This is a genomic window from Plantibacter sp. ME-Dv--P-095 (assembly GCF_030209365.1).
Taxonomy (GTDB): Bacteria; Actinomycetota; Actinomycetes; order Actinomycetales; family Microbacteriaceae; genus Plantibacter.
In genome coordinates, this window is the sequence record NZ_JARVSB010000002.1 from 260,602 (window position 1) to 281,604 (window position 21,003).

Here is a 21,003-nt window from a genome sequence, read left to right on the forward strand (position 1 = left end):
GGACCGTTCGGACGCGCGCTGGCCGCCATCGTGCGGTTCTCGGACAACCGTGGTCCAGCCATTGTGGGCCCGGGTCGCGGGTGGCTAGAGTGAGCGCCATCGTGACCCCCGAAGGAGGGGGTCCGACCGCGCACCGCCGGATCGAGTAGGGGACTCGTCGATGACCGCAGCTGTGGACGCACCATCCGGATCCTCGCCCGACGCCACCGCGCCGACCGACCCGCCGGGGCCGCCGATCCCGCCGGTGCCGTCCTCCGCGGCCCGCAGCCGTGGACTCGGTCGTGGTCGGTTCGGTCGCCCGGGCTTCAGCATCCAGTCGAAGCTGCTCGTCATGCTGTTGCTCGTCAGCGTCGGCGCATCGGTCGTCACCGGGATCGTCGGCTACCTGTCCGGCAGCGACTCGCTCCGGCAGGCGTCGTTCGAGCGGCTCACCGAGGTACGGGAGTCCCGCGCCCGCGAGATCACCAACTACTACGAGCAGACGCGCGACTCGCTCGTCGTCTACACCCGTGGCACCACGGTGGTGGACGCCATGAACGGCTTCCACGACGCCTTCCACGAACTGGAGGAGCAGCCTGAGGACCCGGCGCGCACAGCCACGGTGACGTCGTTCTACGAGGACACCTTCGCACCGGAGCTCGCCGAGCGAACCGGGGACGAAGCCGACCCGTCGGCGTTCATCCCGACGAATCCGGCCGAGACCTACCTGCAGTCGGTCTACACGCCTGAGGACCTCGACTACGACACCGCCATCACCGTCGACGACGCGGGCGACGGCAGCGCCTGGTCGGCCGTCCACGCCCGATACCACGACTACTTCCGCGAGATCATCGACCGCTTCGGGTACGAGGACGCGCTGCTCATCGACGACGAGGGCGACGTCGTCTACAGCGCGTACAAGGGGCCGGACCTCGGCACGAACGTGCTCACCGGGCCCTACCGTGGCGGCGTCCTCGAGGACGGCTTCACCGCTGCGCTCCGGTCGAACGCGATCGACTACGTCGGCATCACTGACTTCGAGCGGTACCAGCCGTCGCTCAATGTGCCGACGCAGTGGATCTTCTCCCCGGTCGGCGAGAACGGGCGGATCGACGGGGTGATGGCGCTGCAGGTCCCGATCGGGGCGATCAACGACATCATGACCGGGTCCGGCGAGTGGGAGCAGGACGGCCTGGGGCAGACCGGCGAGACCTACCTCGCCGGCCCCGACCAGCTCATGCGCTCGACCTCACGCCTGCTGATCGAGGACCCGGAAGCCTACGAACGCACAGCGATCGCCGCCGGGACACCGCCTGAGACGGCAGCCCGTGCGGTCGCCGTCGCGGGGACCATCCAGATCCAACCGACCCGGACCGTGTCCGTCGAGCGGGCGCTCGCGGGTGAGACGGGCACGACGATCGGGCGCGGCTACCTCGGCGAGGAGAACCTCACCGCCTACACACCGGTCGACATCGACGGGCTCCAGTGGGTGCTCGTCGCCCGGATCGACTCCGCCGAGGCCTTCGCCCCGGTCACCGACTTCACCCGCAACCTCATCATCTCGGTGCTCGCGATCATCGTCGTCGTGTCGCTCCTCTCGCTCCTGCTCGCCCAGGTGTTCGCCCGCCCGGTGCGATCGCTCGTCGGTGCGGTCCGGCGCGTGGCCGGCGGTGACTACAGCGTCGAGGTGCCGAACACGAGGCGTGACGAATTCGGCGACCTGGGTGCGGCCTTCAACGACATGAGCCGGAGCCTCCGGGTGAAGCAGGAGCTCATCGACGAGCAGCGTGCGGAGAACGAGCGGCTGCTGTTGACCCTGATGCCCGCGACCGTCGCGAAGCGGTACAAGGAGGGGGAGGAGACCATCTCCGAGGTCCACCAGGACGTGTCGGTCATCTTCGCCGACCTCGTCGGGTTCGACGACCTCACGAGGGGGCTCGACTCCGAACGGGAGCTCTCCCTCCTGAACGGCCTCGTCCGCAGCTTCGACGAAGCCGCCGAACGCCTCGGTATCGAGCAGGTGCGGACCTTGCGGGAGGGGTACCTGGCGAGCTGCGGATTGATCGTCCCGCGCGTCGACAACGTCCGGCGCACCCTCGACTTCGCGCTGGAGATGCGCACGATCGTCGAGCGGTTCAACGCGCAGCACCAGGCGAACCTGACCCTGCGGGTCGGCGTCGACGCCGGCGTGGTGACGAGCGGGCTCGTCGGTCGGACGAGTCTCGCCTACGACATGTGGGGCGACGCGGTGAGTCTCGCCAACCGGGTGCAGTCCGTGGCCGGGACGGCGGGCATCTTCGTCAGTCAGCGCGTCAGGGACCGCCTGCAGGACACCGTGACGTTCGAGGCCGCCGGCACGGTCGAGACGCGCGAGGGTCCGCAGGCCGTCTGGCGGGTCGTCGCAGGGCCGACGTCGTGACCGAGGTGTGGCAGGAACCTTGGTTCCCGTGGGCCGTCGGGCTCGCGGTCGGCGTCCCCGTGCTGCTGATCGTCCTCACCGAGGTGCTCGGGGCGCTCAGCCGTCGCGGGAGTGCCGCGGCGAAACCGGTCCGCCTCCTGCGCAACTTCGTCGTCCCGGTCGGCGCGGTCTTCGCCCTGGTGGTGTTCGCGACGGCGCGGGCGGACGACATCACCTGGGTGCGTATCGTCGGGACGCTCCTCGGCTTCCTGCTGATCCTGCTCATCCTGTCAGCGTTCAACGTCGCCCTGTTCGCGAACGCCGAGGAGGGATCCTGGCGCGATCGGATCCCGTCCATCTTCGTCGACCTCGCCAGACTGGCCCTCATCCTCATCGGCCTGGCGATCCTGTTCTCCTGGGTGTGGGGAGCCGACATCGGCGGGCTCGTCACCGCGCTGGGCGTCACCTCGATCGTCATCGGCCTCGCCCTCCAGAACGCCGTCGGCGGGGTCATCTCCGGGCTGCTCCTCCTGTTCGAGCAGCCGTTCCGCCTCGGTGACTGGCTCGACACGGGCAGTGTCCGTGGCCGGGTGGTCGAGGTGAACTGGCGCGCGGTCCACCTCGACACCGGCAACGGCATCCAGATCGTGCCGAACTCCTCGCTCGCGGGGGCCTCGTTCACGAACCTCAGCCAGCCCGTCGGCGCGTTCACGGCGAGTGTCGAGGTGACCTTCGCAACCGACGACCCGCCCGACGAGGTGCTGCGGTTGCTCCGGGAGGTCGCATCGGCACTCCCGATGCTCGAACCGTCGGACGAGGTGTCCGCCGCCTACCTCGGCGCAGCACGGTTCACGGTGACCCTGCCGGTGTCCGGCCCGTCCACCGCCGACGAGGCCGTCGCCCGCTTCCGCGCCTGGCTCTGGTACGCGGCCAGACGCCGCGGCCTCGCGCTCGACGGCGACGGCACCGACCCGATCGCGACCCCGGAACGACTGGGTGCGGCGCTCGGCACCCTCGCCCCCACCCTCCACACACGCGAGGAGGACCTGGACGAGCTCGCCGGGAGCTGCACCCTCGAGCGGTACGGGCCGGGGGAGACCGTCCAGGCCGCCGGGGCCGTCCCGGACGCCATCCGCTTCCTCATCGAGGGTGGCGTGCACCTCGCTGTCCCGACGAAGGACGGGCTCATCACCTTCCAGCGTCTCGGCACGGGCGACGTCATCGGCCAGACGGCCCTGACCCGGGAGGTCGCCATGGCCGCCGCGATCGCCGACGGGACCGCGCTCGTCCTCAGGATGCCCCTGTCCACCATCGACCGGCTCGTCCGCACCCGACCCCGGCTCGCCCAGGAGATCGGCGCCTCGATCGACCACAAGCACCGGCAGGCGCAGGCGGCGCTCGCCGAAGCCGGGATCGTCCGCGGTACCATCGGCCGATAGCCAGCCGTCGTCACCACCGGAGCGTGAACCAGATGTCGAACCCCGTCCAGCCGCAGGGCACCGGTGCCGTACCCGGCGACGCGACGGACCGAATCCGCGCCGCGATCTTCGACGGCACGCTCGCCTCGGGCGAGCTGCTCATCGAGGAGGAGTTGCAGGGATGGCTCGGGGTGCCGGCGCAGGACGTGCGCGCCGCCCTGCTGGCGCTCGAACACCTCGGGCTCGTCGAGACCGCCCCGCAGCGGCACACGCGGGTCGCGCAGCCACGGGTCGAGGACCGGACCGCCGTGCTCCAGACGCTCGGAGCCCTCGTGAGCGGGGTCGTCCGGGTCACCGTGCCGACGCTCACGGCGGGGCAGCGGGCCGAGCTCATCGCCTTCGTCGAGCACACGATGGCGACGGTCGAGGCCGAGGACGCCGACGCGCACGGCCGGTGCATCTGGGGCCTCGTCGACCGGTTCCTGAAGCACTGCGCGAACCCGGTGCTCGTCGCGGCGACCGCTGACGTGATCGGCGCGCTCGCGTATCGGCTCGCGGCCACCCGCTCCGCCGAGACGGTCGAGTGGGCCGACCTTCGCGTCGGATACCCGCACCTCCGGTCCTCCATCGCCGCCGGTGACGCCGTGGGCGCGGAGCTCGCGATGGAACACGTCTTCCGGCTGCAGGTGCCGCTGCACGACCTCGAAGTCCACTGACCGACGGCCCCGCGCGACGCGCGGGACTGTGCCGCTCGGGACGGGTGGCAATAGTCTGCTGATGACGCGGTTCCCGCCAGCCGACCGTGTCCCCGTCGTCACCCCGAGCGAGAAGAGACCAGATGTCCTCACCGGAAGTCCAACCCTCTGTCGAACCGACCACCATGGCGCAGCTCGTCGCCGAGCTCGCCGGCACCTTCCTCCTCGTCTTCGGCCTCGTCGGCACCGCCACCTTCTCCGCGTTCTTCGGGGAGGAGACCTCCAACCCCCTCGGCGTCGGGTTCCTCGGGGTGGCGATCGCGCTCGGGCTCTCGGTGACGATCGCGGCCTACGCGTTCGGCCCCATCTCCGGCGGGCACTTCAACCCGGCCGTGACGCTCGGTCTCGCCGCTGCGGGCCGGTTCCCCTGGCGCGCGACCTGGACCTTCGTCCTCGCCCAGCTCGTCGGCGCGTTCCTCGGCGCGCTCGCGGTGTTCGGCCTGGCGGCCGGCGGGCCGGACGGCTTCCTCGACCGCGCGGTCTCGAGCGGCTTCGTCTCGAACGGCTTCGGTGAGCTCTCTCCGGGCGGGTTCGGACTGGTGTCGGCCATCGTGGTCGAGGTCGTCATCACCGCGGTCTTCCTGTACGTGATCCTCGGCGTGACCCACAACCGGGCGGCGCCGGGCTTCGGGCCCATCGCGATCGGCGCCACGTTGACGCTGCTGCTGCTCGTGGCGATCCCCATCGACAACGGATCGGTCAACCCGGCCCGCTCGATCGCGACGGCCGTCTTCGCCGGTGGCGACTGGCTGGCGCAGGTGTGGGTGTTCATCGTGTTCCCGGTCATCGGCGCCCTCATCGCCGGATTCAGCTACCGGATCCTGTTCGGGGGGACGCGTCCGGCGGCCGCGCGGCCCGTCGCGAACCGCGGCTGATCCCGCCGATCGCCACCCGCACCCCGTCTGCCCGAGGCAGGCGGGGTGCGTCGTTCGCGGGCGGCACCCCGCGAACGCGGGCAACCCGCATTGGGGGACGCGCTTTCCCGAGGCACCGTCCATGCTTGAGGTTCGAGCGCCAGATCCTTGGAGGGGCGATGACGATGACCGAACGCGACGCCCCCACGACCAGGTGGGCGGATCCGCCGACGACCGACAGTGGCACGGCCGATGCACCGCTCCCCGCGGACGTCGCCTGGGAGCTGCTGCAGGAGGCGCTCGTCGAGGACTTCATCGACGACCTCCCGCGTCCCGTGCGCACGGCCGAACTCGCAGCACGGCTCCACGTGAGTCGGGCGTCGCTCATGACCAACATCCGTCGCGGCAACGTGATCGCCAGCCGTCGGTCCGGCCGCTGGGAGATCGACACGGTCGCGAGCCGCACCTACCTGCGCTCGGCCATCCTCAGCCTGGGCGAACGCCGCCGCACCCTGAGCGGCGTCGACGAGGACCGTTCCACCAACGTGCAGTTGACGCTCACGGGCCGGGCCTCGGCGGTGCTGTCGGACCTCATGCAGGACACGCATCTGTCGGCACCGGAACTCGTGGCGATCGCCCTCGACCGGTTCCGGAGCACGGCCGTCGACACGGACGCCGAAGCGAGCTGACGCCGCCGGGGGTGTCGGACGTCGCGTCTGACGCCGGACACACGGATCGGCCGGCCGCACGTGGTGCGTCGGCCGACCGATCGGGTGGTGCGAGCTCGGACTACTCCGTGCCGACGGCCTTGTCGGCCGCGTCACGGGCGCCGTCGATCTGCTCGTCGAACTTGCCGCCGGTGACCTTCTTCGCCGCGTCGGCGACGCCGCCGAGCAGTTTGTCGCTGATGTCCTCGGCCTGCTGGCTCGTGAGGGCGTCCTTGACCTTGTTGTCGTTCAGGAACTCCTGAGCCTTCTTGGTGATGTCTTCGATTCCCATGCGTCGCTCCTGTTCGTCGGGCCCACTCGGGCGTACCGCTCATTCTCGGCCCTCTGGCGGATTCTGGCTAGACCTCGTCGGAGAGCTCCCAGGACCTCCATCGCTCCCGCGCAGGGTCAGTCGGCGAGGGGGACCGGGCCTCCGCGGTCGTCGAGCATGCGGGTCATGAGGTCGATCTCGGCCTGCTGACTCGCGATGACCGCACTGGCGAACGCGAGGGCGGTCGCGTTCGTGGTCCGCGGCTGCAGCGCCTCCGCCATCTCGACCGCGCCACGGTGGTGGGCGATCATCAGGGTGAGGAACAGCCGCTCGGCTTCGAGACCCGACGACGCCGTGAGCTGGTCGATCTGCGCCGGCGTGGCGAGGCCGGGCATCGGATCGCCAGGGGTGTGACTCGTGCCGGGCGTCGACGAGTCACCGCCGTGGGCGTGGCCGCTGGCGCCCGCGAGGGTGGGGAGCGTCATCCAGGTCATGTCCGGCTGGCGTGAGCCCTGCGGCAGGTTCCACTGCACGAGCCAGTCGTAGAGCTGCCCGGACTGCTGGGCCTGCGTGGTCGCGATGTCGTACGCGAGGGTGCGGACGTCCACGGCGTCCGTCCGATCGCGGATGATCATGGCGAGCTCGACACCCTGGTTGTGGTGCACCTGCATGTCGCGCGAGAAGCCGGCCTCCGCGCTCGTCGTCGTGGGGGTCGGATCGGCGAGCGTGCTCAGCCGGCCGACGGAGAACCCGATGGCCGCGGCGACCACGATCGCGACGATCGCCATCGCCGCGATGACGATGCGGGTGCGGCTCGAGCCCCCCGAGGCCTGCTCGGCTTCGAACGCGGCGAGCTCCTCGTCGCTGACGCCGCCGTCGTCCTCGATCTCGTCCGGCGGGACTGCTGCGGAGGGCTCGGTCGTCACCGGATCAGACCTTGCCGGGTCCGTCGATCGCGCCTGTGCAGGCCGCGCCGGGCTCCGGGACGTTGTTGCTCTTCCAGAACTCCTCGAAGAAGTCGGCGATGCGCGAGTCGCTCGCGTTGTTCACCTGCAGCTGCGAGTTCCAGCCGCTCAGCACGATCGGGGAGGGGAGGTCGGACTTCGGCGACAGCACGACGTACGTGGTCGGGAGCAGCTCCTTGAGTTTCGTGAGCTCGGCGTCGCTGATGGACGGGTCGTAGGTGACCCAGATCGCGCCGTGTTCGAGGGAGTGGACCGCGTTCTCGTTGGTCTGCTCCTCGGTGTAGACACCGCAGTTCAGCCAGTACTGGTTGTGCGGGCCGCCGGCCGGCGGGTTCTGCGGGTAGTCGACGGTGCCTTCGACGTGCTCGGAGGTGTTCGTGAACAGTTCGACGCCGGCGATGTCGGCTCCCGTGCCGGTGCCACCGCCCGGGTAGCTGGCGTTCTTCGGCAGGGTGAGGATGACGCTCGTGATGAGGACCGCGATCACGGCCACGCCGCCGACGACGCCGGCCCAGACACCGATGCGACGGTTGCGGTTCTTGCGCTTCTGCGCCTGCTTGAACGCGGCGACCTTCGCCTGGCGCTGGGCCTCGCGTTCCTGTTTCGCGCTCTGCTGCTTGACGGCGGGCGGGACGGGAGCGTTCTTGGGGCGGTCTGCTGCGGGGGTCACGGGGGCCTCTCGAAAAGTTGTATGCGTAACTATCGAACCAGACGGCGTTCTCGGTGCCGTCCGGGCACCCGATGATGCGCAGTCGATTCTCAGCCTCATCCAAGCAGACGCTGGAGGAATCCCAGTGTTAGGGCGGTCTAACAAATGTAGATTGGTGTTGCTAACATGGCCCGTGTGACCACCGACCTCTCCGCTCCGAAGACCCGCGCACCCCGTGGCCCGAGGCTCCTCTTCCTCCTCGGCCCCGCCTTCGTCGCCGCGATCGCCTACGTCGACCCCGGCAACGTGGCGGCCAACCTCACGGCGGGAGCGCAGTACGGCTACCTGCTCGTGTGGGTGCTCGTCGCCGCGAACGCGATGGCCGTGCTCGTGCAGTACCTCTCGGCGAAGCTCGGACTCGTCACCGGCAAGAGCCTGCCGGAGCTCCTCGGCTCACGACTGCGCACCGGGCCCCGTCGGCTCTACTGGGTGCAGGCGGAACTCGTCGCCGCCGCGACCGACCTCGCCGAGGTGATCGGTGGCGCGGTGGCGCTGTACCTGCTCTTCGGGATCCCGCTCGTGCTCGGCGGCGTCATCGTCGGGGTCTTCTCGATCGTGCTCCTCGCCGTGCAGAACTGGTACGGCCAGCGGCACTTCGAGTTCGCGATCCTGGCACTCCTGGCCGTCATCGCGGTCGGCTTCCTCGCCGGCCTGTTCGTCAGTCCCGTGGACTGGGGTGCCGCGGCCGGCGGCTTGGTGCCGCGGTTCGAGGGCACGGCGACGGTCCTGCTCGCCGCGAGCATGCTGGGCGCGACGGTCATGCCGCACGCGATCTACCTCCACTCCTCGCTCAGCCGGGACCGGCACGGCGTCCAGACGAGCGACGGCGCCATCCGTCGGCTCATCGTGGCGACCCGGTGGGACGTCGCGGCGGCGCTCGTCCTCGCCGGGGCGGTGAACATCGCGATGCTGCTGCTCGCGGCCGCATCGCTCGGCGGTGTCGAGGGGACGGACTCGATCGAGGGCGCGCATGCGGCGATCACCGCAGCGCTCGGGCCGGTGATCGGCGTGATCTTCGCCATCGGCCTGCTCGCCTCAGGTCTCGCCTCGACCTCGGTGGGCGCCTACGCGGGAGCGTCGATCATGGGCGGGCTCCTCAAGGTGCGCATCCCGTTGCTCGCTCGACGGGTGATCACGCTCATCCCGGCGCTCGCCATCCTGGCGGCGGGCATCGACCCGACCACCGCCCTCGTGCTCAGCCAGGTGTTCCTCAGCCTCGGGATCCCGTTCGCGCTCATCCCGCTCGTGCGGTACACCGGCGACCGACGGATCATGGGCGTCCACGTCGACCAGCTCGTCACGAGGGTGCTCGCCTGGGTCGTCGTCGGGCTCATCGTCGCGTTGAACGTCGCCCTCATCGTGCTGACGTTCTTCGGCTGACGGTCGCATCGACGATCGCCGTCGGGTGGCTGGGTCGGCCAGCCGCGGCGATGGGGTGCTGGACGATCAGCCGGCGACGGTGACCCAGACGGCGTCGGCGGCGAGGCGACCGAGGGTGAGACGCGTGCCGGTCGCGGTCAGGCGGAGTTCGAGTTCGCCGGCGAAGGCGCGGTGGTCGTCGACGGCGAGCTGGGTGTCGAGGACGACGCCGAGCGTGCTCAGGTGGCGGAGCGTCTCCGGGTCGGCGTCGGAGATGCGGCACACCGTCAGGGCGCTGTCCGACGGGGCCTCGTTCAACCGGACGGCGTCCGGGCGGTGCGGGGTGCCGTCGGCCGAGGGGATCGGGTCGCCGTGCGGATCGCGGATCGGGTGACCGAGTGCGGCGTCGATGCGCTCGATCATGGTGTCGCTCGCCGCGTGCTCGAGGATCTCCGCCTCGTCGTGGACCTCGTCCCACCCGTAGCCGAGCATCTCGACGAGGAAGGTCTCGATCAGCCGATGCCGACGGACCATCGCGACGGCGTGCGCCTGGCCGGCCGGCGTGAGCTCGATGCTGCCGTAGGGCTCGTGCACGACGAGCCCCTGGGCCGCCAAGCGCTTCACGGCGTCGGAGGCGGTCGCCGGGCGGACGCCCATGCGGTCCGCGAGCAGCTTGACGGTGGCGGACTCGTCCGCCCATTCCGAGGTCGTCCAGATCGTCTTGAGGTAGTCCTGGGACACGGAGGAGAGGCCGGAGACGGACATGTGTCCAGTCTACGGAGGCCGGCGGTGGTCCACCGGGTGGCCGCCAGCGGGTCACCGGCCGTTCAGGTCCGCCTGGCAGAATGATCTCCGACACCCCCGAACGGGGCACCCGGCTGCTACGGTCGAGTTCCCCAGCCACCCGCACACCGATCCACTCGACGAGAAGGGCCATGCGATGCCTCAGGCGCTCAGCAGCTCGACCGCTCGACTCGGATCCGGTGCGCGCGCGACGCTCGAACTCGTCGCTGCGGCGATGGCCGGGGACGGCCACCGGACGCCGGCCGGGCAGGACGGCACGACCACCCGTCGGCCCGTCGAGCTCACCCTCCGCCGGCTGCCCGCGATCGTCGCCGTGCTGTTGCTGGCCGTCGTCATCCTCGCGGTCATCGGCGTGCTCGTCGTGCTCTCGCTCGTCGTGCGCGTGCTCGCCGCCGGTGTCGCGGCACTCGGCCCGCGGCCACACCTCGTCGCCCTCCGCTGACGCCCTCCGCCGGCTGACGGGATCGGCCGCGTCATCAGGCTGCACTCCGCAGACGCTCCGGGTAGGCTGGGCGACATGCGTCTCCGCCTGTCGTGTTCCTGCTGTCCCCGCTGAACCGTCCCCTCCGGGATGCCGCCTCAGCCGTCCCAGCCATCCGGTGACGCACGCGAGAGTCGTGCGGTGACGCACCACAGGAACAGATTGCAGACATGAACTACGCAGACTCCGTCCTCGATCTCATCGGGAACACGCCACTCGTGAAGCTCAACCGGGTCACCGAGGGCATCGCCGCCACGGTGCTCGTCAAGGTCGAGTACCTCAACCCGGGCGGCTCCTCGAAGGACCGCATCGCGACGCGCATCATCGACGCCGCCGAGGCGTCCGGGCAGTTGCAGCCGGGCGGCACGATCGTCGAACCGACCTCCGGCAACACCGGCGTCGGCCTCGCGCTCGTCGCCCAGCAGCGCGGGTACCGGTGCGTGTTCGTCCTGCCGGACAAGGTGGGCGAGGACAAGCGCAACGTGCTGACCGCCTACGGCGCCGAGATCGTCGTCACCCCGACGTCCGTCGCACCGGACAGCCCCGACTCCTACTACAGCGTGTCCGACCGCCTGACGGCCGAGATCCCTGGCGCGTTCAAGCCCAACCAGTACGCGAACCCCAACGGGCCGCTCAGCCACTACGAGTCCACCGGTCCCGAGATCTGGCGCGACACCGAGGGCGAGATCACCCACTTCGTCGCCGGCGTGGGCACCGGCGGCACCATCTCCGGGACGGGCAAGTACCTCAAGGAGGTCTCCGAGGGCGGCGTGCGCATCATCGGCGCCGACCCGGAGGGCTCGGTCTACTCGGGTGGCACCGGACGCCCGTACCTCGTCGAGGGCGTCGGCGAGGACTTCTGGCCGTCGGCCTACGACCCGTCCATCCCCGACGAGATCATCGCCGTCACCGACGCCGAGTCGTTCGCGATGACGCGTCGCCTCGCCCGCGAGGAGGGGCTGCTCGTCGGCGGGTCCAGCGGCATGGCCGTCCAGGCGGCGCTCGTCGCCGCCCGCGAGCTCCCGGCGTCCGCCGTCGTCGTGGTGCTCCTGCCCGACGGTGGCCGCGGCTACCTCGGCAAGATCTTCAACGACTCGTGGCTGGAGTCGTACGGCTTCAGCGAGGTCGCGGACGACCGCACCGTCGGCGACATCCTCCGAGGCAAGGGCGACGCGATGCCCGGCCTCGTGCACGTGCACCCGAGCGACACCGTCCGCGACGTCATCGACATCATGACGGAGTACGGCGTCTCCCAGCTGCCCGTCCTGAGCGCCGAACCGCCCGTCGTGATGGGTGAGGTCGCCGGCGCGATCGACGAGGCCAGCCTCATGGCCGCCGTGTTCAGCGGCACCGCCTCGATGACGGACGCGGTGAGCGGCTTCGTCGGCGAGTCGTTGCCGCTCATCGGCGTCGGTGCGTCCATCCCGGCGGCCCGCACGGCCCTCGGCTCCGCGCCCGCCTTCCTCGTGACCGACGGCGGCAAGCCCGTCGGCGTCATCACGCGGCACGACCTGCTCACCTACCTGGCGGGCTGACGATGGACGGCATGCCACGCCGCCTGCCGGACGCCGGACGATGTCGGGCCCGCGCCTGACCCCGGCCCGTCCGACGGCCCCATCCGACACCCCCGCATCCTGAACCGAAAGAGTCACCCATGAGCAAGCACGACCACGGCTTCGCCACCCGCAGCATCCACGCCGGCCAGGAGTTCGACCCCACCACCGGGGCGATCATCCCGCCGATCTACCAGACGTCCACCTTCGTGCAGGACGGCGTCGGCGGGCTCCGCGGCGGCTACGAGTACAGCCGTTCCGCGAACCCGACCCGCTCCGCGCTGGAGACCCAGCTCGCCGCCCTCGAGGGCGCCAAGCACGGCTTCTCCTTCGCCTCCGGCCTGGCCGCCGAGGACGCGCTCATCCGCACCGCGCTCCGCCCCGGCGACCACATCGTCATCGGCAACGACGTCTACGGCGGCACCTACCGCCTCATCAACCGCGTGCACGGCGCGTGGGGGATCGAGCACACCGTCGTCGACCTCGGCGACCTCGCGGCCGTCGAAGCGGCGATCATCCCCGGCCGCACGAAGCTGCTGTGGGTCGAGACGCCGAGCAACCCGCTCATGAAGATCAGCGACATCGCGGCGCTCGCCGCCCTCGCCCACCGGCACGAGGTGCTCTCGGTGGTCGACAACACCTTCGCCTCCCCGGCCCTCCAGCAGCCGCTCTCCCTCGGCGCGGACATCGTCGTACACTCCACCACCAAGTACCTCGGCGGACACTCCGACGTCCTCGGCGGCGCCATCATCATGAACGACGACGAGCTCGCCGAACAGCTCGGCTTCGTGCAGTTCGCCGCCGGTGCCGTCTCGGCGCCGCTCGACGCCTGGCTCACGACGCGCGGCATCAAGACGCTCGCGGTCCGGATGCGCCAGCACAGCGAGAACGCGCAGGCGATCGCGGAGCACCTCGAGGGCCACCCGGCCGTGGAGCGCGTGTACTACCCGGGTCTCGAGAGTCACATCGGCCACGAGCTCGCCGCCAAGCAGATGTCCGGGTTCGGCGGCATGCTGTCGCTCGCGCTCGTCGGTGGCCCCGCTGCGGCGAAGCGGCTCGTCGAGAAGACGAAGCTGTTCGCGCTCGCGGAGTCGCTCGGTGGCGTCGAGTCCCTCATCGGGCTGCCGGCGCAGATGACCCACGCCTCGGTCAAGGGCACCGAGCTGGCCGTGCCGGAGAACGTCGTCCGACTGTCGGTGGGCATCGAGGACGTCTCCGACCTCATCGCCGACCTCGACCGAGCCCTCGCCAAGGTCGTCAAGGCGAGCGCCAAGCACTAGCCGTCGTCAGAGACCCCGTTCCCGTCCCGTTCGTCTCCGTTCGCAATTCAGGACCGCCTCGGCGTGTCCGGCGCTGACGAAGCCGCCTGCCCGCGGCGCGCCGGGCGCGTCCTGAATTGTGGACGGGAGCGGGGAGCGGGTACCCATCCGGATCACGGCTTGACCTCAACTCGACTTGAGGTTCTAGGCTCGGATCCGTGACCGCAGCCTCCCCGCAGACCTCCCCGACACCCGTGCCGACGGAGACCACCGACGACGGCATCTTCGGACGTCGGTTCCTCCTGATCACCATCGGCGCGTGTGCGCTCGTCTTCCTCGGCGCGTTCGAATCGCTCGCCGTCACGACGATCATGCCGCTCGTGAGTGCCGAGCTCGACGGTGAGCAGCTCTACGCCCTCGCCTTCGCCGGCCCGCTCGCCGTGAGTGTCATCGGCATGGTCGCGGCCGGCTCCGTCGCCGACCGCATCGGACCGGTCCAGCCGCTCCTCGCCTCGGTCGCCCTGTTCATCGTGGGGCTGCTGCTCGCGGGGACGGCGACGACGATGTGGACGCTCGTCGCCGGGCGACTCGTGCAGAGCCTCGGCTCCGGGGCGATGACGGTCGCGCTCTACGTCCTCGTCGCTCGCATCTACCCGCCCGCGCTCCACCCGCGGATCTTCGCCGGGTTCGCCGCCGCGTGGGTCGTCCCCTCGCTCATCGGACCGTTCCTCGCCGGCGTCGTCGCCGAGCAGTTCACCTGGCACTGGGTGTTCCTCGGTGTGGTCGGGCTCGTGGTGATCGCGACCGTCCTGCTCCTCCCGGCCCTGCGGATGCTGCGCGCAGCGGCGGTCGAGCGCGCCGACCGGCAGGCGGCGGAAGCGGCGGCGACCGGCGGCCGGACGGTGGCGCCCGGATCGACGAACGCGGCCGACGTCCGACGGCTCGGCTGGGCCGTCCTCGTCGCCGCGGCGGTGCTCGCGGTCAACGTCTCGACCGAGTTCTCCGGCTGGACCGCCTGGCTCCTCCCGATCGTCGGTGCGGTGGTCGCGATCCTCGCCCTCCGTCCGCTCGTCCCGCTCGGCACGCTGACGGCGAGGCGGGGTCTGCCGACCGTCATCCTCGTCCGCGCCCTCACGTCCGCAGCGTTCTTCGGCGCCGAGGTCTACGTGCCGTACCTGCTGACCCGCGAACACGGGCTCACCCCGGCGCTCGCCGGACTCGCGCTGACGGGTGGGGCCATCGCGTGGTCGGTGTCCTCCTGGTTGCAGGGACGACTGGGGGACCGGTTGTCGAACGCGAACGCCGTGCAGATCGGCTCGTCCCTCGTGACGGTCGCCGTCGCGGTCGCCCTGCTCGCCGCGCTCCTGGGCCTGCCGCCGGTGGTGCCGATCGCCGCCTGGGTGGTGAGCGGTGGCGGGATGGGGCTTATGTTCCCACGGCTCAGCGTCATGACGCTCGCGTACTCGGACGAGCGCTCGCAGGGGTTCAACAGCGCGGCCATGTCGATCGGCGATGCGATCGGCGGTGCGCTCGCCCTCGCCGCGACCGGGCTGGCGTTCACCGCGCTCGACGGCTCCGTCGGCCTCGCGGGTGCGGGGTGGGTCGCCTCAGGTGGGGTCGCATTCGCCGGATGCTTCGCGATCGCGCTCCTCGCCGGTGTCGCGGCCGTCGTCGTCGCGCGACGCGTGCGTCGGCCGGAGCCGTCCCGCGCGGACGGGTGAGTCGGACCGCCGTCGCCTGGGTAGTGCTGCGGTGCGTGGGGGGTAGCGTCGCCCACGCATCGCTGCAGTGCCCAGGGGACTCCGGTCGGACCCCCTCCGGTGCCGACCGCGTGCGCGAAGGGCGCCGAAGCCGCGTACCCTTGATGCGTACGTCTCGGCTCGTCCCCCCAGTGACCGCTCCTCGTGTCTCGGAGCCGGAGACTGCAGAAGGACTCTCTTGAGCGACGAATGCAAACACGGTTTCGACAACGGCCTCTGCGCGACGTGCTTCCCACCCCCGCCGCGTGAGGTGCCGGTGGCGGAAGCGCCGGCCCCCAAGGTCCGTCGGTCGTCCGTCGCACCCTCCCTGCGCGAGCCGGCCCCGACCCGCGTCCGCGCCGCCGCGACCACGAAGACGGCCACCCGTGCCGCCGCCGCGCTGCCGGTCGTGCGCGTCGGCGAACAGCGTCTGTACCACGTCACCCACATCCGCAACCTCGAGCGCATCCTCGAGACCGGGAGCATCCTCCCCGTCGCCTCCGCGGCCCTCCCCGACGGCCCCGTCGTCGACATCGCCGCCCCCAGCCACCGCGACGCACGTCGCACCATGGTCCTCGCGGGCACGGACGGCCTGACCCCGGCCGACTTCGTCCCCTTCTTCCTCACGCCGGACGCCGACCTCTGGGCCGGCATCCGCGCCGGCGAGGGCGACATCCGCCTGTCCGCCGACGCGCTCGCCTCCGCGGTGAACGACTACGTCGTGCTCGTCACCACGATCGACGGCGCCTCGGTGCACCCCGGCGAGTTCGACGCCGACACCGGCCGGCCGTCCCGCGCACGGGTCGTGGTCGCCGACGGTGACGCGTCCCACGTGCTCACGAGCATCGGCGCCAACGCGATGACCGCCGACCGCATGGTGCAGCGCTTCGCCACCGACGAGGACCCTGGCGCCCTCCGCCGGGCCGAGGTGCTCGTCGAGGACGCCGTCCCGTTCGACCGCATCACCGTGATCGGCGTCGCGACCGTGAACGTCCGCGAACACGTCAAGCGGCTCGTCGCCGCCGCCGGCCTCCGCACGAAGGTCGCCGCCTACACGCCCTGGTTCCAGGAGCACGTCGCCGAGTAGGCACGGAGCGCTACTCGTCTGTCCGCGTTCGCAACTCAGGACGCCGGCGGTGCGTCGGCCGTATCCGACGACCGTCACGCACGGCTCACCGCCGCGCTCCTGAATGGTGAACCGGACAGGGACGGACTGGCCGCTCAGGTGCGGGGCGGGGTGCTCTCGCGGAGCAGGACGGTCGCGCCGACCGGTTCGACCGTGGTGCTGTCCGTCGCCGGGTCGAGCGCGAGCCGGACCGCATGCTCGCCGACCGCCTCGAGCGGCACCGCGACCGTGGTGAGCGCGGGCGTCACGTCGCGCGAGGTCGCGATGTCGTCGTAGCCCGCGACCGCGAGGTCCGCCGGCAGTGAGAGTCCCGCCGCGCGGAACGCGGACATCGCCCCGATGGCCATGACGTCGCTGACGGCGAAGACCAGCTCGACGCCGTCGAGTCCCTGTTGGAGGAGTTGCTCGGCGCCGTGGCGCCCGCCGTCGCGGCTGAAGTCCGCCCGGACGATCCTCGACGGGTGGATCGCGATCCCGTGCTCGGCCAGGCCGTCGGCGAAGCCGCGCACCCGTTCGCGGGCGGTGAGGAGGCGGTCGTCACCCGCGATGACGGCGAACCGGCGGTACCCGGCGGCGACGAGGGCGCGCGCGAGCTCCCGGGCGCCGGTGGCGTTGCCGAGTTGCACCGTGGCGAACGGCAGCGTGCGCTGCGAGACGAGCACCACCCGGCCGCCCGTGGACTCGTACGCCGCGAGCTCCTCGGCCAGCCGATGTTCGGAGGCGACACCGTCCCACCGGCTGCCGGTGAGGATGATCGCCCGCGGTCGCTGCCCCCGGAGCACCCGCACGAGTTCCAGCTCCCGCTCCGCATCGCGATGCGTGACGGCCATCGTGGTGGCGATGCGCTGTTCGTCGGCCGCGCGGATCGCCCCCGCCGCGATCGACGAGAAGTACGGGTCGGCGATGTCGCTGACGAGGAGCGAGATCGTCGTCGACAGGCCCTTCGCGACCGCCTGGGCGGAGAGGTTCGGCGTGTAGTTCAACCGGAGTGCGGCGTCGAGCACGCGGCGGCGGAAGGTCTCGTTGACCGTGCGGGTGCTGCCGTTCAGGGCGCGCGACGCGGTGGCGAGGGACACCCCCGCCTCACGGGCGACGTCGTGCAGCGTCGGCGGGACCGGCGTCGCACGGTGGTCGTCGACCGTCATGGTGCTCCTTCGTACTGGCGGCTGCTGAGACACACTCTGCCACAGCGCGGCCGTGGGGATCAGGGGTGGAGATCCGCGGCATCAGGGGGATCGAGGTGCGGGACGACCGCCGACCGGAACGTCTCGACGGTGCGCGCGACCACCGCGTCGAACGGGGCGTCCCAGATCTCCTGGTTGAACAGCTCGACCTCGACGTCGCCGGTGTACCCGGCGACCTCGACGGCCCGGGTGAGCGAGGCGAAGTCGACGACGCCGTCGCCCGGGTAGTGCCGGGCCAGGAGGACGTCCGCGGGCAGTGGGGTCGCCCAGTCGCAGGCCTGGTAGCTGGAGATCCGGCCGGTCGCGCCCGCTCGGGCGATCTGCTCGAGGACCTGCGGGTCCCACCAGAGGTGGAAGGTGTCGACGACGACGCCGACCGCCTCCGGGGCGAACTGCTCGGCGATGTCGAGCGCCTGACCGAGCGTCGAGACCACGGCGCGATCCGACGCGTACATGGGGTGCAACGGTTCGATGGCGAGCTGGACCCCGGACTCGAGGGCGTGGTCGGCGAGTTCACCGATCGCGTCGCGGACGAGCTCACGGGCGCCGACGATGTCGCGGGACCCCTCGGGGAGGCCGCCGACGACGAGGACGAGGGCCGGGGCGCCGAGGGCTGCGGCTTCGTCGACCGCCGTGCGGTTGTCGTCGATCGAGGCGCGGCGGGCCGGCCCCTCGGGCATGGTGAAGAACCCGCCGCGGCAGAGGCTCGAGACACGCAGGCCCGCATCGGTGAGGAGTCGGGCGGACGCGGCGACGCCGTACTCCTGCACCGGCTCCCGCCAGGCGCCGAAGCTCGTGACGCCCGCGGACGCGACGGCGGCGACCGCCTCGGGCAGGGTCGCGTACTTGATGGTCGCCTGGTTGATCGAGAGTCGCGCGTGCGGGGTGGTGCTCCCGCTCACCGGTCCCTGAGCCTTTCGAAGGGTGGTGGTGCTCATCGGGCTCCTCCCGCCGTGGTCAGCGTGCCGACGACCCCGGCCGTACGCAGCAGGCCCGTCCAGCGCTCGGCGGCGAGCTCCGGGTGCTCGAGTGCGCCGGCGGCGTCGGCCAGGCGGACGATCTCGGACAGGTGCGGGATGCTCCGAGCCGCTTGCAGACCACCGACCATCGAGAACGCCGGCTGGTGCCCGTTCAACCAACTGAGGAAGGCGATGCCCGTCTTGTAGTAGTAGGTGGGCGCGGCGAAGATCTGACGGGACAGGGCCTCGGTCGGGCGGAGGATCCGCTCGTACCCGGCGGGGTCGCCCGCGTCGAGGGCCTGGATCGCCGCGGAGGCCGCCGGGGCGATCGCCGTGAACGCGCCGAGCAGGGCGTCGGAGTGGCCCTGCTCGTCGCCGGCGATGAGGTCGACGTAGTTGAAGTCGTCGCCCGTGAACATCGTGGTCCCGGACGGGAGTCGGCGGCGCACGGCGATCTCCGCGTCCGCGTCGAGCAGACTCATCTTGACCCCGGCGACGTGGTCGGCGTTGTCGGCCATGATCCGCAGGAGGGTGTCCGAGGCGGCTGCGACGTCCGTGGACCCGAGGTACCCGGCGAGGCTCGGATCGAACGCGGTGCCGAGCCAGTGGAGGACCACCGGCGACTGCGCCGCGGACAGGACGCGGTCGTAGACGCGACGGTAGTCGTCGGCACCCTGCGCTGCCCGGGCGAGGTGCCGGCTCGCCATGAGGACCGTCCCGGCCCCGGCGTCCTCCGCGAAGGCGAGCTGTTCGAGATAGGCGTCGGTGACCGCGTCGAGTGAGACCTGCTCCTCGGCGAGGTGGTCGGTGTTCACGCCGACGACGAGCGCCCCGCCCACCGATGCGGCCTCGGCGGCGCTCCGCGTGATCAGCTCACGGGTGGCGGCCGTGTCGAGCCCCATGTTGCGTTGGGCGGTGTCCATCGCGTCGGCGACGCCGAGGCCGAAGGACCAGACGTGGTGCCGGTAGGCAAGGGTCGCATCCCAGTCGAGGTCCGCCGGGGCACCGGGGACGTTGTCGGCCCAGGCCTTCGGCACGACGTGCGCGGCGGCGTATGCGGTGCGACTCGACAGCGGGGCGGTGGGGCGCGTGGCGGCGACCGGTTCGCGGAGGTCGAGGGACGTGACCTCGCCCTCCGTCGAGAGCAGGCGGACGCTGGTCATCGGGCGACCGACGCTTCGAGGGACGCGAGCTCGTCGGCCGAGCCGTCGCCCGCTCCGAGCGTGACCTCCGGCAGGTCGAGACGACGACCGGAGCGAGAGCTCTCGAGGCCCAGCTCCGCGAGCAGTACGCCGCGTGCGCCGGCGAGCAGGTCGAACTCGTACGGGCCGTCCTCGACGACGTGGCGGATGAACTCCTCCCACTGCGTCTTGAAGCCGTTCTCGAACACGTCGTTCGTCGGGACGTCCTGCCAGTCGGCCGCGTAGTCGTGGTCGTCGGCGAGATCGGGGTTCCACACCGGCTTCGGGGTGACGTTCCGCGGCTGCACCTTGCATCCGAACAGCCCGGCGACGGCGGAACCGTGGGTGCCGTCGACCTGGAACTGGACGAGCTCGTCGCGGTCGACGCGGACGGTCCAGCTGGAGTTGAGCTGGGCCACGACACCGCCCTCCAGCTCGAAGATGCCGTAGGCGGCGTCGTCCGCGGTCGCCGCGTAGGCCGAGCCGCGCTCGTCGAAGCGTTCCGGGATGTGGGTCGTCGCCTTCGCGTAGACGGACTCGACCCGGCCGAAGAGGTTCTCGAGCACGTAGCTCCAGTGCGGGAACATGTCGACGACGATGCCGCCGCCGTCCTCGGAGCGGTAGTTCCAGCTGGGGCGCTGCGCCGGCTGCCAGTCGCCCTCGAACACCCAGTAGCCGAACTCGCCACGCACGGAGAGGATGCGGCCGAAGAAGCCGGAGTCGATGAGTCGCTTGAGCTTCCGGAGGCCGGGCAGGTACAGCTTGTCGTGCACGACGCCGTTCTTGACGCCGGCCTCGGCCGCGAGGCGCGCGAGTTCGAGGGCCTCCTCGAAGGTCTCGGCCGTCGGCTTCTCGGTGTAGATCGTCTTGCCGGCGGCGATCGCCTTCCGGAGTGCCGTCGCGCGGGCCTTGGTGACGAGGAAGTCGGCGTAGATGTCCCAGCGCGGGTCGGCGAGGACCGTGTCGAGGTCGGTGGAGGTGTGCTCGACACCGTGCTTCGCGGCGAGTTCGTCGAGGGTCGCCTGGTTGCGGCCGACGAGGATGAGTTCGATCTGACGACGGCTGCCGTCGGAGAGCTGGACGCCGCCCTGCTCCTGGATCGCGAGCAGCGACCGCACGAGGTGCTGCCGGTAGCCCATGCGCCCGGTGGCGCCGTTGACGATGATCCCGATGGTCTGCTCTGACACGGTGGCTCTTTCTCTCGATCGCGTTGTAGCCCTGCGGCGACGATGCCGTCAGGAAAGCGTTTACCGGTCACTGTAGAACGAGAGGCGACGACGTTGCAAGGGATTCCTGCGATCG

19 protein-coding genes are annotated in these 21,003 nt (G+C 71.1%); 11 read left to right on the top strand and 8 right to left on the bottom strand.

Translation table 11 applies throughout. The features are described from left to right. Window positions 1-160 precede the first annotated feature (160 nt). The 5 genes from QRN26_RS02375 (at window position 161) to QRN26_RS02395 (ending at window position 6,093) form a co-directional block, all read left to right on the top strand. Window positions 161-2,398 (top strand): adenylate/guanylate cyclase domain-containing protein, encoded by a 2,238-nt coding sequence (locus QRN26_RS02375; protein WP_285035107.1) that lies wholly within the window; start codon window positions 161-163, stop codon window positions 2,396-2,398. Beyond that, window positions 2,395-3,816 (top strand): mechanosensitive ion channel domain-containing protein, encoded by a 1,422-nt coding sequence (locus tag QRN26_RS02380; protein ID WP_285035108.1) that lies wholly within the window; start codon window positions 2,395-2,397, stop codon window positions 3,814-3,816. Before QRN26_RS02375 ends, QRN26_RS02380 begins: the two co-directional genes overlap by 4 nt. A 32-nt stretch (window positions 3,817-3,848) precedes the next feature. Then, window positions 3,849-4,511 carry a GntR family transcriptional regulator gene (locus QRN26_RS02385; protein WP_285035109.1) on the top strand — a complete coding sequence of 221 codons (663 nt, stop codon included), beginning with the start codon at window positions 3,849-3,851 and terminating at the stop codon, window positions 4,509-4,511. Window positions 4,512-4,633: 122 nt separating this feature from the next. After that, a complete protein-coding gene (locus QRN26_RS02390; protein WP_285035110.1) occupies window positions 4,634-5,425 on the top strand; it encodes an aquaporin in 792 nt (263 codons plus the stop codon). A gap of 158 nt (window positions 5,426-5,583) precedes the next feature. Then, complete coding sequence (locus QRN26_RS02395; protein WP_056014150.1) at window positions 5,584-6,093, top strand: hypothetical protein; 510 nt, start codon at window positions 5,584-5,586, stop codon at window positions 6,091-6,093. Window positions 6,094-6,193: 100 nt separating this feature from the next. Here the strand turns inward: QRN26_RS02395 and QRN26_RS02400 are convergent, their stop codons facing one another. The 3 genes from QRN26_RS02400 to QRN26_RS02410 form a co-directional block, all read right to left on the bottom strand. Beyond that, entirely contained in the window at window positions 6,194-6,403 is a 210-nt protein-coding gene (locus QRN26_RS02400; protein ID WP_056014153.1) for an antitoxin, read from the bottom strand. A 116-nt stretch (window positions 6,404-6,519) separates the two neighbouring features. After that, window positions 6,520-7,308 (bottom strand): DUF305 domain-containing protein, encoded by a 789-nt coding sequence (locus QRN26_RS02405; protein WP_285035111.1) that lies wholly within the window; start codon window positions 7,306-7,308, stop codon window positions 6,520-6,522. Window positions 7,309-7,312: 4 nt separating this feature from the next. Continuing rightward, a complete protein-coding gene (locus QRN26_RS02410) occupies window positions 7,313-8,017 on the bottom strand; it encodes a thioredoxin-like domain-containing protein (RefSeq protein WP_056014157.1) in 705 nt (234 codons plus the stop codon). A 165-nt stretch (window positions 8,018-8,182) separates the two neighbouring features. Here QRN26_RS02410 and QRN26_RS02415 point away from each other — a divergent pair, with 165 nt between their 5' ends. Further along, complete coding sequence (locus QRN26_RS02415; RefSeq protein WP_056776577.1) at window positions 8,183-9,436, top strand: Nramp family divalent metal transporter; 1,254 nt, start codon at window positions 8,183-8,185, stop codon at window positions 9,434-9,436. Between the two features lie 66 nt (window positions 9,437-9,502). Here the strand turns inward: QRN26_RS02415 and QRN26_RS02420 are convergent, their stop codons facing one another. Next, on the bottom strand, window positions 9,503-10,180 hold the full coding sequence (locus QRN26_RS02420) for a metal-dependent transcriptional regulator (RefSeq protein WP_285035112.1): 678 nt from the start codon (window positions 10,178-10,180) through the stop codon (window positions 9,503-9,505). 175 nt (window positions 10,181-10,355) lie between these two features. Here QRN26_RS02420 and QRN26_RS02425 point away from each other — a divergent pair, with 175 nt between their 5' ends. The 5 genes from QRN26_RS02425 to QRN26_RS02445 all read left to right on the top strand — a co-directional run bounded on the left by QRN26_RS02425 (window position 10,356) and on the right by QRN26_RS02445 (window position 16,338). Next, entirely contained in the window at window positions 10,356-10,661 is a 306-nt protein-coding gene (locus tag QRN26_RS02425) for a hypothetical protein (RefSeq protein WP_056014166.1), read from the top strand. A 209-nt stretch (window positions 10,662-10,870) separates the two neighbouring features. Then, window positions 10,871-12,235, top strand: a complete 1,365-nt coding sequence (locus tag QRN26_RS02430) for a cystathionine beta-synthase (RefSeq protein ID WP_285035113.1) — start codon at window positions 10,871-10,873, stop codon at window positions 12,233-12,235. 119 nt (window positions 12,236-12,354) lie between these two features. Beyond that, window positions 12,355-13,533: a cystathionine gamma-synthase gene (locus tag QRN26_RS02435; protein ID WP_056014171.1), complete on the top strand. Its 1,179-nt coding sequence runs from the start codon at window positions 12,355-12,357 to the stop codon at window positions 13,531-13,533. A 197-nt stretch (window positions 13,534-13,730) separates the two neighbouring features. Beyond that, on the top strand, window positions 13,731-15,233 hold the full coding sequence (locus tag QRN26_RS02440; RefSeq protein ID WP_502927357.1) for an MFS transporter: 1,503 nt from the start codon (window positions 13,731-13,733) through the stop codon (window positions 15,231-15,233). Between the two features lie 217 nt (window positions 15,234-15,450). Continuing rightward, window positions 15,451-16,338, top strand: coding sequence for a DarT ssDNA thymidine ADP-ribosyltransferase family protein (locus tag QRN26_RS02445; RefSeq protein WP_285035114.1), 888 nt, complete (start codon window positions 15,451-15,453; stop codon window positions 16,336-16,338). Between the two features lie 134 nt (window positions 16,339-16,472). On the opposite strand, the gene QRN26_RS02450 is transcribed toward QRN26_RS02445, so the two are convergent. Genes QRN26_RS02450 through QRN26_RS02465 form a run of 4 tightly spaced genes read right to left on the bottom strand, consistent with a single transcriptional unit; the run spans window position 16,473 to window position 20,840 of the window. Beyond that, complete coding sequence (locus QRN26_RS02450; protein ID WP_285035115.1) at window positions 16,473-17,522, bottom strand: LacI family DNA-binding transcriptional regulator; 1,050 nt, start codon at window positions 17,520-17,522, stop codon at window positions 16,473-16,475. Window positions 17,523-17,581: 59 nt separating this feature from the next. Next, a complete protein-coding gene (locus QRN26_RS02455) occupies window positions 17,582-18,499 on the bottom strand; it encodes a sugar phosphate isomerase/epimerase family protein (protein WP_285035116.1) in 918 nt (305 codons plus the stop codon). Continuing rightward, on the bottom strand, window positions 18,496-19,683 hold the full coding sequence (locus QRN26_RS02460; protein ID WP_056014184.1) for a dihydrodipicolinate synthase family protein: 1,188 nt from the start codon (window positions 19,681-19,683) through the stop codon (window positions 18,496-18,498). The genes QRN26_RS02455 and QRN26_RS02460 overlap by 4 nt, the downstream gene beginning before the upstream one ends. Further along, the gene (locus QRN26_RS02465) at window positions 19,680-20,840 is read right to left on the bottom strand and encodes a Gfo/Idh/MocA family protein (protein WP_285035130.1); all 1,161 of its coding nucleotides are present in this window, start codon (window positions 20,838-20,840) and stop codon (window positions 19,680-19,682) included. The genes QRN26_RS02460 and QRN26_RS02465 overlap by 4 nt, the downstream gene beginning before the upstream one ends. Window positions 20,841-21,003 lie beyond the last annotated feature (163 nt).

Bases quoted from the DNA above. Each gene is read 5' to 3' on its own strand.
- QRN26_RS02375 (WP_285035107.1), top strand. From the start codon at position 161: ATGACCGCAGCTGTGGACGCACCATCCGGATCCTCGCCCGACGCCACC.
- QRN26_RS02385 (WP_285035109.1), top strand. From the start codon at position 3,849: ATGTCGAACCCCGTCCAGCCGCAGGGCACCGGTGCCGTACCCGGCGAC.
- QRN26_RS02390 (WP_285035110.1), top strand. From the start codon at position 4,634: ATGTCCTCACCGGAAGTCCAACCCTCTGTCGAACCGACCACCATGGCG.
- QRN26_RS02395 (WP_056014150.1), top strand. From the start codon at position 5,584: ATGACGATGACCGAACGCGACGCCCCCACGACCAGGTGGGCGGATCCG.
- QRN26_RS02400 (WP_056014153.1), bottom strand. From the start codon at position 6,403: ATGGGAATCGAAGACATCACCAAGAAGGCTCAGGAGTTCCTGAACGAC.
- QRN26_RS02415 (WP_056776577.1), top strand. From the start codon at position 8,183: ATGGCCCGTGTGACCACCGACCTCTCCGCTCCGAAGACCCGCGCACCC.
- QRN26_RS02420 (WP_285035112.1), bottom strand. From the start codon at position 10,180: ATGTCCGTCTCCGGCCTCTCCTCCGTGTCCCAGGACTACCTCAAGACG.
- QRN26_RS02425 (WP_056014166.1), top strand. From the start codon at position 10,356: ATGCCTCAGGCGCTCAGCAGCTCGACCGCTCGACTCGGATCCGGTGCG.
- QRN26_RS02430 (WP_285035113.1), top strand. From the start codon at position 10,871: ATGAACTACGCAGACTCCGTCCTCGATCTCATCGGGAACACGCCACTC.
- QRN26_RS02435 (WP_056014171.1), top strand. From the start codon at position 12,355: ATGAGCAAGCACGACCACGGCTTCGCCACCCGCAGCATCCACGCCGGC.
- QRN26_RS02450 (WP_285035115.1), bottom strand. From the start codon at position 17,522: ATGACGGTCGACGACCACCGTGCGACGCCGGTCCCGCCGACGCTGCAC.
- QRN26_RS02455 (WP_285035116.1), bottom strand. From the start codon at position 18,499: ATGAGCACCACCACCCTTCGAAAGGCTCAGGGACCGGTGAGCGGGAGC.
- QRN26_RS02460 (WP_056014184.1), bottom strand. From the start codon at position 19,683: ATGACCAGCGTCCGCCTGCTCTCGACGGAGGGCGAGGTCACGTCCCTC.
- QRN26_RS02465 (WP_285035130.1), bottom strand. From the start codon at position 20,840: ATGGGCTACCGGCAGCACCTCGTGCGGTCGCTGCTCGCGATCCAGGAG.